This is a genomic window from Embleya sp. NPDC050154, assembly GCF_044460165.1.
In the GTDB taxonomy this organism is placed as follows: Bacteria; Actinomycetota; Actinomycetes; order Streptomycetales; family Streptomycetaceae; genus Embleya.
This window is the reverse complement of the sequence record NZ_JBITJP010000005.1, coordinates 523,154-535,123: the sequence shown is the minus strand read 5'-3', so window position 1 is coordinate 535,123 and position 11,970 is coordinate 523,154. Positions and strand designations below refer to the sequence as shown.

At 72.7% G+C, this 11,970-nt stretch carries 12 protein-coding genes; 4 read left to right on the top strand and 8 right to left on the bottom strand.

What is annotated here, in order from left to right:
* Positions 1-3: 3 nt before the first annotated feature.
* Together ACIBSV_RS14390 and ACIBSV_RS14385 are read left to right on the top strand one after the other, a co-directional pair.
* Positions 4-1,290: an amidohydrolase family protein gene (locus ACIBSV_RS14390; RefSeq protein ID WP_395862679.1), complete on the top strand. Its 1,287-nt coding sequence runs from the start codon at positions 4-6 to the stop codon at positions 1,288-1,290.
* 225 nt (positions 1,291-1,515) lie between these two features.
* Positions 1,516-2,319, top strand: a complete 804-nt coding sequence (locus tag ACIBSV_RS14385; RefSeq protein WP_395862677.1) for an SAM-dependent methyltransferase — start codon at positions 1,516-1,518, stop codon at positions 2,317-2,319.
* Here ACIBSV_RS14385 and ACIBSV_RS14380 read toward each other — a convergent pair.
* From ACIBSV_RS14380 to ACIBSV_RS14350, 7 genes are all read right to left on the bottom strand, one after another.
* The gene (locus ACIBSV_RS14380; RefSeq protein WP_395862675.1) at positions 2,289-2,726 is read right to left on the bottom strand and encodes a nuclear transport factor 2 family protein; all 438 of its coding nucleotides are present in this window, start codon (positions 2,724-2,726) and stop codon (positions 2,289-2,291) included. The genes ACIBSV_RS14385 and ACIBSV_RS14380 overlap by 31 nt on opposite strands.
* A gap of 37 nt (positions 2,727-2,763) precedes the next feature.
* Positions 2,764-4,041: an MFS transporter gene (locus tag ACIBSV_RS14375; RefSeq protein ID WP_395862673.1), complete on the bottom strand. Its 1,278-nt coding sequence runs from the start codon at positions 4,039-4,041 to the stop codon at positions 2,764-2,766.
* 63 nt (positions 4,042-4,104) lie between these two features.
* Positions 4,105-4,839, bottom strand: a complete 735-nt coding sequence (locus ACIBSV_RS14370; RefSeq protein WP_395862671.1) for a hypothetical protein — start codon at positions 4,837-4,839, stop codon at positions 4,105-4,107.
* A gap of 147 nt (positions 4,840-4,986) precedes the next feature.
* Positions 4,987-6,156 (bottom strand): hypothetical protein, encoded by a 1,170-nt coding sequence (locus ACIBSV_RS14365; protein WP_395862668.1) that lies wholly within the window; start codon positions 6,154-6,156, stop codon positions 4,987-4,989.
* Positions 6,157-6,248: 92 nt separating this feature from the next.
* A complete protein-coding gene (locus ACIBSV_RS14360; protein WP_395862666.1) occupies positions 6,249-6,758 on the bottom strand; it encodes a SigE family RNA polymerase sigma factor in 510 nt (169 codons plus the stop codon).
* Positions 6,759-6,824: 66 nt separating this feature from the next.
* Positions 6,825-8,450: a protein kinase gene (locus tag ACIBSV_RS14355; protein WP_395862664.1), complete on the bottom strand. Its 1,626-nt coding sequence runs from the start codon at positions 8,448-8,450 to the stop codon at positions 6,825-6,827.
* Entirely contained in the window at positions 8,447-9,100 is a 654-nt protein-coding gene (locus ACIBSV_RS14350; RefSeq protein WP_395862662.1) for a hypothetical protein, read from the bottom strand. The genes ACIBSV_RS14355 and ACIBSV_RS14350 overlap by 4 nt, the downstream gene beginning before the upstream one ends.
* Before the next feature lie 296 nt (positions 9,101-9,396).
* Between ACIBSV_RS14350 and ACIBSV_RS14345 the strand changes: the two genes are divergently transcribed.
* On the top strand, positions 9,397-10,200 hold the full coding sequence (locus ACIBSV_RS14345) for an SURF1 family protein (RefSeq protein WP_395862660.1): 804 nt from the start codon (positions 9,397-9,399) through the stop codon (positions 10,198-10,200).
* A 22-nt stretch (positions 10,201-10,222) separates the two neighbouring features.
* Here ACIBSV_RS14345 and ACIBSV_RS14340 read toward each other — a convergent pair whose 3' ends face one another.
* Entirely contained in the window at positions 10,223-10,981 is a 759-nt protein-coding gene (locus ACIBSV_RS14340) for an SIR2 family NAD-dependent protein deacylase (protein ID WP_395862659.1), read from the bottom strand.
* A gap of 80 nt (positions 10,982-11,061) precedes the next feature.
* Between ACIBSV_RS14340 and ACIBSV_RS14335 the strand changes: the two genes are divergently transcribed.
* Complete coding sequence (locus tag ACIBSV_RS14335; protein WP_395862657.1) at positions 11,062-11,826, top strand: SDR family oxidoreductase; 765 nt, start codon at positions 11,062-11,064, stop codon at positions 11,824-11,826.
* Positions 11,827-11,970 lie beyond the last annotated feature (144 nt).

Here is an 11,970-nt window from a genome sequence, read left to right as displayed (position 1 = left end):
CCCATGACTGACAGCACCACCCCGCTCCCCGTCCCGAGCGGCCCCCCGTCCGGCGACCACCCCGAGCGGTACACCGTGATCTCGGCCGACTGCCACGGCGGCGGCGAGATCCACGGCTATCGCGACTACCTACCGACCCGCCTGCACGCCGAGTTCGATGCCTGGGTGGCGAACTACGAGATCCCGTATCCGGACCTCAAGGGGGACCTCGGCCCGCGCAACTGGGACTCCGACCGACGCCTGCGCGACCTGGAGGCGGACGGGGTGGTGGCCGAGGTCATCTTCCCCAACACCGTGCCGCCGTTCTTCCCCAAGCCCTCGCTGACCGACCAGCCGCCGGCCGCGAACGCGGGCGACCTGGCGCTGCGGTGGGAGGGGCTCAAGGCGCACAACCGCTGGATGGTCGACTTCTGCGCGGCCACGCCCGGGCGCCGGGCGGGCATCGTGCAGATCATGCTGCACGACATCCCGGCGGCGGTGGAGGAGATCCGCTGGGCCAAGGATGCCGGGCTCACCGGCGGCGTGTTGCTGCCCGGCACCCCGCCCGGTTCCGGTCTGGTGCCGATGTTCGACTACGCGCACTACGAGCCGCTGTGGCGGGTGTGCGAGGAGTTGGGCATGCCGGTCAATCACCACACCGGCTCGGCCGCGCCGCCGGCCGGGGACACCGACGTGGACAAGGTGGTGTTCCTGACCGAGGTGTCCTGGTGGGCGCACCGCGCGTTCACCCACCTGGTGGTCTCCGGCGCGATGGATCGCCACCCGGAGCTCCAGTTCGTGTTCACCGAGCAGGGCACCGCCTGGATCCCGGAGGAGACCCGGCGGCTGGACTACTACTGGCACCGGATGAGCACCGCGGTCGGCTCCCAGGAGTACGAGTGGGGCAGCGCGCTGGTCGGCCGGATGGAGCTCAAGCCGAGCGAGTACTGGGCCCGGCAGTGCCACGTCGGGGCCAGCTTCCAGCGCCCGGCCGAGGCCAAGCTGCGCTATCAGGTGGGCGTGGACCGGATCATGTGGGGCAGCGACTATCCGCACAAGGAGGCCAGCCATCCGTTCAGCCGCGAGGCGCTGCAGTTGACCTACAACGGCATCGACCCGGTCGAGGTCGCCGCCATGGTCGGCGGCAACGCGGCGAAGCTGTACGGCTTCGACCTGGACGCGCTGGCCCCGATCGCGGCGAAGGTGGGCCCCCGGGTCGACCAGGTGTGGGCGCCGCTGGCGCCCGAGGACATCCCGGTCGGCGCGGACAAGTGCCCGGCGTTCGTGGGCGCGGTCGGCATCAAGCCGTAGCCGCGTCGAGCCGTGGCCGCGTCGAAACCGTGGCCGCGGGCAACCGCGGCCGCGACCACCGCGTGCGGACCTCGGCGTCGAGGGGCCGGAACCCGCCGTTCCGGTCCCGTCGACGCCGAGGCCGTCGCGGCGGGCGCGCGGGTGTGACGCCTCGCACAGGGCTGCCAACCGTCGGGCCGGCGATTTCTCCGGTGAATCGTGGCGACACGCTTTAGAGTCCGATCCATGACTCGACCGGACTGGGCTCCAGAGCACATCGACATCACCCGCGCCAGCGTGGCCCGCGTCTACGACTACGCGCTCGGCGGCGCGCACAACTTCGCGGTCGACCGCGAGGCGGCCGAACTGGTCACCCAGGCGATGCCCGAGCTGCGCGACGTGCTGCGCGGGAACCGGGTGTTCCTCACCCGCGCCGTACACCACCTGCTGGACCTGGGCATCCGGCAGTTCCTGGACCTGGGCTCGGGCATCCCGACGGTGGGCAACGTGCACGAGATCGCGCACAAGGCCGACCCGGACGCGCGCGTGGTGTACGTGGACAACGATCCGGTCGCGGTCGCGCACAGCCAGGCCCTGCTCGCCGACAACCCGAACGCGACCGTGGTGGGCGCCGACCTGACCGATCCGTCCAAGGTGATCGACTCCCCCGAGGTGCGCAAGCTGATCGACTTCTCCCAGCCGGTCGGCGTACTGATCGTGTCGGTGCTGCACTTCCTCCCGGACGAGGCGGACCCCATCGGCGTGGTGCGCCAGTACATGGACGCGACCGTGCCCGGCAGCCACCTCGCGCTCTCGCACGCGCACCGCAGCGAGGAGCGCCCCGCCGGGATGGACCGCGCACTCAGCGAGTACTCCTCCAACGTGCAAAAGATGCACGCCCGTTCGCACGACGAGATCCTGGCCGTCTTCGGCGGCCTGGAGCTGCTGCCCGCGCGGCTGGTCCCGGTGGACGTGTGGGGCCCGGGCGGCGCGCTCGGCGAGCCCGCCGTGAAGCTGCCTCAGTTGGCGGGCGTCGCGGTCAAGGCCTGAGCGGCCGGCACCGGGTTGTAGAACTCGCGCTGGCCGACCACCAGACCGTCCCGGAAGGCCAGCACCGCGATGTAGGTGTTGGCGTAGGCGCGGTCGGTGGGCCTGGCCCGCCCCTCGCCGATGAACTCGACGATCACGGTGTCCGGGTCCACGCAGTCGTGGACCCGGGTCACCGTCAGCCGCAGCTCGAAGACGCCGAGCGCGATCGCCAGATAGGCGTCCACCGCGTCCTTGCCCTCGATCCGCACCGGCGGCGCGGCGTACGGGAACTCCAGGACGACGTCGGGGTGGTAGCAGGCCACCTGCGCGCCGCGGTCGCCCGCGCCCACCGCCGCCAACAGCCGCTCGGCGATCCGGACGTTGTGCGCGCGCCGCGCCCGGGCCTGTTCGGGAACACCTGAGTCCATGGCCGCAGCCTGGCCCAGAACGGTTGTCGAGGGAAGATCACGCGGTGGCCGGTTGTCCCTCCCACGCCCGCACCGCGCGGGTCTCCGGCAGCGCGGAGAAGCACGCCACGCTCAGCGCCGCGGCGGCCGCGAGATAGGCCGCGACGCTCCACGGGGTGCCGTCGCCTCGGGCCAGTTCGGTGGCCACGATCGGGGTCAGCGCACCGCCGAGCACGCCGCCCAGGTTGTACGCGGTGGACGCACCGGTGCACCGCACGCGCGGCTCGAACAACTCGGACAGATAGGCCCCGACCACCGAGAACATCGCGATGAAGGCGACCAGGGTGCCCAGGCACGCGAGCGTCATCCACACCGGCTCGCCGGTGGCCAGCAGCCCCAGCATCGGGAACGCCCACAGGCCCATCGCCGCGCAGCCCGCCACACACAGCGGCTTGCGCCCGTACCGGTCGCCGAGCAGCGCGAACAACGGGGTGGCCACGGCCTTGCCGACCACCGCGATCATGATGCACGCGAGCATCGTGGTGCGCCCGACCCCCAGCCTGCTGGTGGCGTAGTGCAGCGACCAGGTGGTGGTCAGGTAGAAGCCCACGTAGCCGCAGGTCAGCGCCCCGGCGATGAGCAGGATCAGCCGCCACTGGTCACGCACCACCTCGCGGAACGGGCTCGCCGAGAGTTCGTTCGCGACGGCCAGTTCGCGAAACGCGGGGGTCTCCTCGATCGAGGCGCGCAACATCAGTCCGACGCCCGCGAGCACGCCCGCGAACAGGAACGGCACCCGCCAACCCCAGGAGTGGAACTGGGCGTCGGTCAGCACCCCGGACAGGGTCAGCATGATGCCGTTGGCGAGCAGGAACCCGATCGCCGGCCCGGCCTGCGGAAAGCTGCCCCACAACGCGCGACGGCCCGGCGGCGCGTGTTCGGCCGCCAGCAGCACCGCGCCGCCCCATTCGCCGCCGACCCCGAGCCCCTGACAAAAACGCAGCAGCACCAGCAGGATCGGCGCGGCCAGGCCGATCCGGTCGTAGGTGGGTAACAGTCCCACCAACACGGTGGCGACGCCGGTCAGCAGCAGCGAGACGACCAGGACCGGCCGACGCCCGCGCCGGTCGCCCAACCGGCCGAAGAGCACCGAGCCCAGCGGCCGCGAGACGAAACCGACCGCGTAGGTGGCGAACGCCGCGAGAGTGCCCGCGATCGGCGAGAACCCGGGAAAGAACAGCGGGCCCAGCACCAGGGCCGCGGCCGTGCCGTAGACGAAGAAATCGTAGAACTCGATCGACGTGCCGGCGAAGGACGCCGCCGCGATCCGGACCATGGAGACATTTCGCGTCACACCCGGCCCAACGATCGGGTCGAGGTGTGGTCACCCGTGCGGGCGTCACCCGTCCGGGGCGGTCTGTCGCGCCTTCCCGTGCGTCTCGGGTCGGCCGGGAGTACGCGCCTCACCCAGATCGGCCAGCCACGGCGCACCCGCGTCGTCGCCCACATGACCCAGCGCCCAGGCCGGGTTCCGGCACATCGCGGTCTGCACGATCTGGGTCCCCGGCAACGTCACCGGCCAGCACAGCAGATGACCCGCCAACCACCAGAACTTGCCCAGCACCGCGACCGAGAGGTCGTCCTCACCGGGCGGCCGGTCCCGGTACTCGTGCCGGTACCAGGTGCGCACCACCTGCGACCAGGACTGCTCGGCGATCACCGTGCCGTCCCGATCGCGCAGCGGCCCGTTGCGAAACGCCACGTCGCGCGCGATCCGGTGGGTCACCCGCAGGCCCAGCGCACGCCGCACCGGAGTGAGCACGATGGTCACCCCGCCGCACACCGACCAGGTCACCATCGACGGCCACAACCCGAACACCAGGAACAACACCGCACCCGCGGCGCCCAGCGGCAGGCCGACCGCGCGCGCCGCGACCGGCTCCGCGTACACCTTCAGCGGTGTGATCGGCACCCGGAAGACGGTGTCGGGCGCGGTGGCGTAGCGCGACTCGTCGAAGTCGAGCGCGCGCGCCCGGCGATACGTCCGGGTCTGGAACCACGGCAGGGTCAGGGACAACACCGCGCCTGCGACACCCAACACAAACCAGGGCAGGGACACCTCGGGCAGTTCCATCGCCACGTCACCCCTTAGCGCGTCGATGTCTCCACGGTCGCCTATGGCGGCCTCCGGCGGAAGAGCACAGCCGCCACAAGTGGCAGAAAATGTGCGCCTTCGCCCACCTCGGCACCCGCCGCGGTCGTCACACCCGGATCATCCGGATCATCCGGTCCAGCGCGGGGACGCCGCCATCGTCTTCAACTGCTCGATGGAGAGCAGCGGTTCGGGCAGTGGGGCCGACTCGGCGCTCCGGCCGTCGCGCACCTCCAGGGAGACCGCCAGGCCGCCCGGGCGGATGACCAGGAGCGAACGCGACTGGACCCGGCCGTCGTTCGCGACCACCTGATGGGTCACTCCGGGCGTTCCGTCCGCCAGCGTCACGTTCACACAGAAGTCCTCCTTCGTACCGACCGGGCAAGGCGTCACAGCCGGGTCCCGGGTCGAGCGCAGCCGCACGGTCAGGTCCGACATCGCCTCATGGAGGCCGCCGAGGACGAAGTTGCCCACGGTCGTCTTCACCGCGCTCCGTACCCGGATCCCCTTGGGCAGCACGGCCGACACCGGCTCGAACGCCGCGGGGGGCACGTCGGACGGGTCGACCCCCACCACGGTCCACGCCTGGCTGTGCGCGATGGCGGTCAACTCCTCGGGCCCCAGGACCTGGCGCGTTCCCCTCGGCGTGTCCACGAGCTCGCCGGCCCGGACCTGGACGCCGTCCGGCCGCGTGTACACGACGGCGTAGGACTGCCGTTCGGCCCCCGGCGGCCAAAACCCGGAAACCATGAGCACGCCCCCGTCCGGCTCCACCGTGCGGACACACCGGAGTCGCGAACCGCCATCCGATGACGGGCAATGCGGGCCACGCCACAGATCCTCGACCGAACCGAACAGCGGACGGGAGAGTTCCACCTCGAGCCCCGTGGAGCCGTTGTGTCCGGTGTAGGTGCCGGCGATCCGGGTTTGGCCCGGCACCGGGCCCTCGCGGCTCGGCTCGAAGCGGTCGGTACGACCACCGTCCGGCAGCGCCGCGCGCACGTACGGGACCAACTCCCTGCCGACGGGAAGTCTCGCCATCGCTTCGAGCCGCCTCGCGGCAGGGCCCGAATCGGCGCTCGACCCGGCGAGCACCCCGTCGGGCAAGCCCAGCCCGCCGCTTCCGCCCAGCACCAGTACGGCGGCCACCGCCGCGCCCACCGCCAGCCGCGCCCGGCGCTGCCGCCTGCCGAGCCGGATACCGCGCTCGATCAGATCGGGGCTGGGTCCGCGGAACTCGGCGACGGCCGAACGCATCGCGCCCGGCAGATCCCGCTCGAACCTGTCGTCGGCGTCCACGCTGATCAGCTCCCTTCCGTCGATGCGAGGCGATCCGGGCAACGGCGCCGCCCGGCCCCCGGGCGATCGCGGCGACCGGCCCCGATCGCCGGTCAACATGCCATGCCCAGGTCGACCAGTTCCGCGCCGAGCATCGCGCGCAGCCGATCCAACGCCCGCTTGGACCGCACCCGGACCGCCCCGGGCTTGATCCGCAGGACGTCCGCGGTCTCCTCGACCGACCGGTCCTCCCAGTAGCGCAGCACCAGCACCGCGCGATCGGCGGGCGAGAGTCGGGCCAGGCCCTGAAGCAGGGTCAGGCGCAGCTCGATGTCCTCACCGGGGGCCGGCGGCGGCTCCGGCAGCGCGTCGCTGGGGCGTTCCGAGGAACGCCTGAGCCGACGCACGGACAAGAAGGTGCGCACCAGGGTGGTGTGCGCGTACGCGATCGGCGACTCCATCTCGCGGATCCGCCGCCAACGCCGGTACAGCTTGCCCAGCGTCTCCTGGACCAGATCCTCCGCCGTGTGCCAGTCGCCGGTGAGCAGACAGGCCGTGCGCAGCAGTTGGCCGCTGCGGGCCCGCGCGAACTCGTCGAAGCTCGCGCCCCCGTTCCCGCTCATGGTGCCTCCGCGCCTCGGTGTCGTGCGAATAACGCCGCGACCCGCCAAGCGCGTTACACCCCCGCGTCACCGACGCCGGTAGCCGGTCGCGCCGTGGATGCGGCCCAGGTGTTGGCGCAGCGTGGACACCCGGGGATGTTGCGGGCCCAGCCGGTGCTCCTGCTCGGCCAGCAGCGGCACCAGCACGCTCTCGGACCGGTACGGGTCGCCGAGCGCGGCGAGCAGCAGCCCGATCCGCTCGCGCAGGTCGAAACCCTGGTAGACGTCGGCCTCCGGGATCCGCCGGTGCAGGTCGAGCAATCGCCGGTACTCGCCGAGCGCGGCGGGCAGTTCGCCCAGTTCCTCCAGGCACGCGGCGACCTGCCGGCCGTATTCCATCGCCTCCGCGTCGGTCGGCCCGCCGGACGCCGCGAACACGCCCGCGATGTATTGCAACTCGGGGAGCGCGCGCCGGAACTGACGGTCCGCCAGCAATGTGTCGGCGAGCGCCTGTCGCAACCCCAGGACGAGCGGGTCGCGTTCGCCGTGCCGGGCGATGGCCACCGGCAGGGCGGCACCGAGCACGTCCACGGCCTGGGTCAGCGCACCCTCGCCGAGCAGCCGGTTGGCCTCGTCGAGCGCACTGCGCACGTCCAACGTGGGCGGCGCGGCGGAGGGCACCGCCGCCCAGTCCGGATCGGCGCGCGGCACGTGTGCCGAGGGGCCCGCGCTCATCGCCCACGGCGGCGTGGGCGGGGCCGGCACCGACGCCCGCACCGGGCCGGGCACCCCCGGCAACGGCTGCGGCGCGGCCGGGAAACGCAGCGGGCGGGTCGGGTCCATCGGCGCGGTCGGCGCGAGCGCGTCGCCGCGACTCGCGGGCAGCAGCGGAACGAGCCGCCGGTAGACCTCCTGCGCGTTCGCGGGCCGCTGGTCGGGCTGCTTGCCCAGCAGGTCCAGCACGAGCCGTTCCAGCCCGGCGGGGATGTCCGGGCGGTGCGCGCCCAACGGCTCGGGCGTCGCGCTGAGGTGCCCGAGCATCACCGAGGCCATCGTCGGCCCGGCGAACGGCGCCCGCCCGGCCAGCATCTCGTACAGCAGGCAACCGAGCGCGTACAGGTCGGTGCGCGGCTCGACGATGCCGTTCATCTGCTCGGGCGCCATGTACGCGGGCGAGCCGGGCATCGCGCCGGTCGTGGTGAGCTTGGTCGACTCCGGGTCGAGCACCGCGGCCACGCCCAGGTCGAGCACCTTGACCGTGCCGTCGCGCCGGACCATCACATTGCGCGGCTTGAGGTCGCGGTGCACCACCGGCACCGCGTGCACGGCGGCCAGCACCGAGCAGATCTGCGCGGCCACCGCGACCGCCCACTCCCACGGCACCGGCCGGTTCTCCGCGATCAGGTCGGCCAGGTCGCAACCGTCCAGGAGTTGCATCACCAGATACAGGTCGCCCTCGTCGGTGCCACCGTCGAACACGGTGACCAGGCCCGGGTGATCGATGCCCGCGGTGACCCGGCACTCGCGCAGGAAGCGCCGTTCCATCGCGCCGCGGCCGCCGCCCCCCTCGACCAGGTCGGTGCGCAGCAACTTGACCGCGACCCGGCGTTGGAGGGTCTGGTCGTACGCCTTCCAGACCTGGCCCATGCCGCCGCGGCCGATCGCCGCGGACAGTTCGTAGCGGCCCGCGATCACCCGTCCGGGAGCGCTCATCGGGGCCCTCCGGGGTTGCCGCCGTCCTGCTCGCGCAGCCGCTCGCTGAGCCCTTGCAGTCGGGCCCGGGCACGCGCGGCGGGATCGTCGACCGGTACCGGCCCGGCGACGGGCGGCGGGGCGACCGGTCCGCGCGGGGTCCCGGGCCCGACCGGCGGGCCGGGCACCAGGTAGCCCGGCGGGGCCTGCGGCGGGGCCGGGGGGTAGGCCATGGGATGCGGTCCGACGGGCGCCTGCGGCCACGGCGTGTACCCGGCCGGCCCGTACGCGCGCATCGCCCGGGCCCAGCGGGCGGATCCGACACACCACCAGACCGGCACCGCGACCATCAGCACCAGCAGCATGACGGTGCCCACGTCGTCCAGGATCGTCTGGGGTTCGGGCGCGCCCAGCGCCTCGCGCGCGGCCTGCTCGTCGCTCGACTCGCTGCCCATCACCAGGAACACGAAGGCGAGGACCACGCTCACCGAGGTGACCGCCAGGACCACCCAGTCCCAGTGCTTGCGGGTGCGAACTCCCGCCACGAGCGGGGGAATCCACGACAGCAGTCCGATCGAGAGGAACGCGACCGCGGCGAGGCCGACAAGCCCGAACCAGTGACCGGCGGTACCGCGTCTACCGGGCACCGGATCGCGCGACGGACCTTGCATGCTGTGTGACTCCCGAGGCTGTGGGACTCCCGAGGCCGGACGACTCCCCCGCGGGGCGAGCCGATGCCGCGTCCGCACCCGGTCTGCCGGGAGTCGCGGGCGATGGGCCGGGAGACGGCGTGCCGGAAGCCTATCGGCGGGACCGGCCGGCCGGCTGCCGACCTGGACAAGCGCCCACCCACAGACCGTTCGCCCACCGGTTCGGGTCCGGGGCGCGGGCGCGCCGGGGCACCGCGAACGCCGACACCGCGCACCCGGCGGGACACACCGGGCGCGGCGAGGGGTACCGTGCTCGGGTGTACCGCTTCCTGCTGACCCCGCGCTGGATCGCGATGGCGCTGCTCGTCCTCGTGCTGGTCCCGATCATGGTCGAGCTCGGTTTCTGGCAGTTCCACCGGCACGAGAACAAGGTCGCGCACAACGACCTGATCAGCGCCAACAGCAAGCGCGAGCCGGTGCCCGCGCAGGAGATCCTCGCGGTGGGCCGGAAGCTGCCCGGCGACCTCCAGTGGCGTCGGGTCACGGTGACCGGCACCTACGACACCGAGCACGAGATGCTCGCGCGCAACCGGTCGCAGAACAACGTGCCCGGCTTCTACGTGGTCACCCCGCTGATCACCGCCGACGGCCGCGCGCTGCTGGTGGACCGGGGCTGGGTGAAGAACCCGCCCACCGCCGCCGAGCGCCCCGAGGTGCCGCCGGCGCCGGCCGGGCAGGTCACGGTGACCGGTCGGCTGCGCCCGGACGAGACCCGCAAGGACTCCGGCATCCGCGACCTCGAGGTGCCCCAGGGCCAGGTGATGCGGATCTCCTCGTTCGAACTGGCCGCGAAGTTGCCGCATCCGATCCTCGGCGGCTATGTCGAACTCACCGAACAGACCCCGATGCCCGCCAAGGCACCGGCGCTGATCCCCGAGCCGGACGACGAGGACCTGGGCCCGCACCTGGCCTACGCGGTGCAGTGGTGGATCTTCGCGTTCGCGCTGCTGGCGATGCTCGTCAAGCTGGTTCGCAGCGAGGCCAAGGAGTTGGAGGCCGAGTTGGCCGCGCTGGACGAGGCCGACTCGGCGCCCGCGCCCGAGGAAGCGGCCAAGGTCTGAGGTGTCCCGGCCGGGACAACGCTCACAACCCCGCGACCAACTCCGGCAGCACCTCGCCGATCGGCTCGCGGATCACCGCGTCGGCGACCCGGTCGTAGGGCGTCTCCCCGGCGTTGACGATCACCAGCTTGGCCCCCGCCTCCTGCGCCACCCGGCACAACGACGCGGCGGGCTCGACCTGGAGCGAGGTGCCGATGGCCAGGAACACGTCGCCGATCTGCGCGGCGATCGCGGCCCGCTCCAGCACGCCGTGGTCGAGCCCCTGCCCGAACATGATCGTCGCGGTCTTCTGGATCCCGCCGCAGCGTAGGCAGCGCGGGTCGTCCTCACCCATCGCCACCCGCTCCAGCGCCGCGTCGAGCGTGGTGCGCGCGTCGCAGTCGGTGCACAACACGTAGAACATCGTGCCGTGCAACTCGATGATCTTCTCCGCGCCGGTTCCCGCCCGCAGGTGCAGCCCGTCCACGTTCTGGGTGATCAACGCGTTGAGCCGACCGGCCCGCTCCAGCGCGACCAGCGCGGCGTGTCCCGCGTTCGGCCCGGCCAGCCGCGCGGGGTTGTCCCGGCGCAGCAACCACGAGCGGCGGCGGATGTCCTCGTCGCCCATGTAGTAGCCGTAGGTGACCAGCTTCTCCGCGTCCGGGTCCTTGGTCCACACGCCCTGCGGGCCCCGGTAGTCGGGGATCCCGGAGTCGGTGGAGATGCCTGCCCCGGTGAGCACGGTGACCCCGTCCTCGGCCGCCCGGATCCACTCCCGCACCACGTCGATCTGCTCGGTCATGCCACCGAGGGTAGCGACCGGCCGAGCTGACGACCTGTCAATTACCGCGCGTCGGGGCCGGCACGAGGCAGGATGGTGGCATGGATCTTGGACTGCGCGATCGCGTGTATCTGGTCACCGGCGGCACCCGCGGCCTCGGCTTCGCCACCGCCCGCGCGCTGGTGGACGACGGCGCCCGGGTGGTGGTCACCGGGCGGGACGAAAAACGCGCGACGGAGGCCGTCGCCGCGCTCGGCGGGCCCGAACAGGCGTTGGGGATCGCCGCCGACAACGGCGACAGCGGCACCGCCGAGCGGCTGGTCGCGGCGGCGCTGGCCCGCTTCGAGCGGCTGGACGGCGCGTTGGTGAGCGTCGGCGGACCACCTCCGGGCGAGATCACCGCGATCGAGGACGACCAGTGGCGGGACGCGTTCGAGTCGGTGTTCCTGGGCGCGGTCCGGCTGGCCCGGGCGACCGCCTCGGCGCTGGGCACCGGCGGCGGATCGATCGGCTTCGTGCTGTCCTCGTCGGTGCGTCAACCGATCCCCGGCCTCGGCGTCTCCAACGGTCTGCGGCCGGGCCTGGCGATGGTGGCCAAGACCCTGGCCGACGAGCTGGGCCCGCGCGGCATCCGGGTGTTCGGACTGCTCCCCGGCCGGATCGACACCGACCGGGTGCGCGAACTGGACGATCTCAGCGGCGACGCGGAGGCGACCAGGGCCGCGCACACCGGAAGCATCCCGCTGGCCCGCTACGGCACCCCGGAGGAGTTCGGCCGGGTGGCCGCCTTCACACTGTCCCCGGCCGCGTCCTACCTGAGCGGCGTGATGATCCCGGTCGACGGCGGCCTGGCCCGCTCGTTGTGACACCCGTGCGGCTCGGGGCTCGACACCGATGTGGCCCGAACCCCGACGCGAGTGCAGCCGGAGCCCGACCCCGGTGACACCCGGGGCCCGACAGGAGTGGCGTCCGGGACATCACCCGGGCCCGAGACACGGGTGGGGCCCGGG

Coding starts and splice junctions, on each gene's coding strand:
- ACIBSV_RS14375 (WP_395862673.1), bottom strand. CDS start 4,041: ATGGTCCGGATCGCGGCGGCGTCCTTCGCCGGCACGTCGATCGAGTTC.
- ACIBSV_RS14370 (WP_395862671.1), bottom strand. CDS start 4,839: ATGGAACTGCCCGAGGTGTCCCTGCCCTGGTTTGTGTTGGGTGTCGCA.
- ACIBSV_RS14335 (WP_395862657.1), top strand. CDS start 11,062: ATGGATCTTGGACTGCGCGATCGCGTGTATCTGGTCACCGGCGGCACC.
- ACIBSV_RS14340 (WP_395862659.1), bottom strand. CDS start 10,981: ATGACCGAGCAGATCGACGTGGTGCGGGAGTGGATCCGGGCGGCCGAG.
- ACIBSV_RS14355 (WP_395862664.1), bottom strand. CDS start 8,450: ATGAGCGCTCCCGGACGGGTGATCGCGGGCCGCTACGAACTGTCCGCG.
- ACIBSV_RS14350 (WP_395862662.1), bottom strand. CDS start 9,100: ATGCAAGGTCCGTCGCGCGATCCGGTGCCCGGTAGACGCGGTACCGCC.
- ACIBSV_RS14385 (WP_395862677.1), top strand. CDS start 1,516: ATGACTCGACCGGACTGGGCTCCAGAGCACATCGACATCACCCGCGCC.
- ACIBSV_RS14360 (WP_395862666.1), bottom strand. CDS start 6,758: ATGAGCGGGAACGGGGGCGCGAGCTTCGACGAGTTCGCGCGGGCCCGC.
- ACIBSV_RS14390 (WP_395862679.1), top strand. CDS start 4: ATGACTGACAGCACCACCCCGCTCCCCGTCCCGAGCGGCCCCCCGTCC.
- ACIBSV_RS14380 (WP_395862675.1), bottom strand. CDS start 2,726: ATGGACTCAGGTGTTCCCGAACAGGCCCGGGCGCGGCGCGCGCACAAC.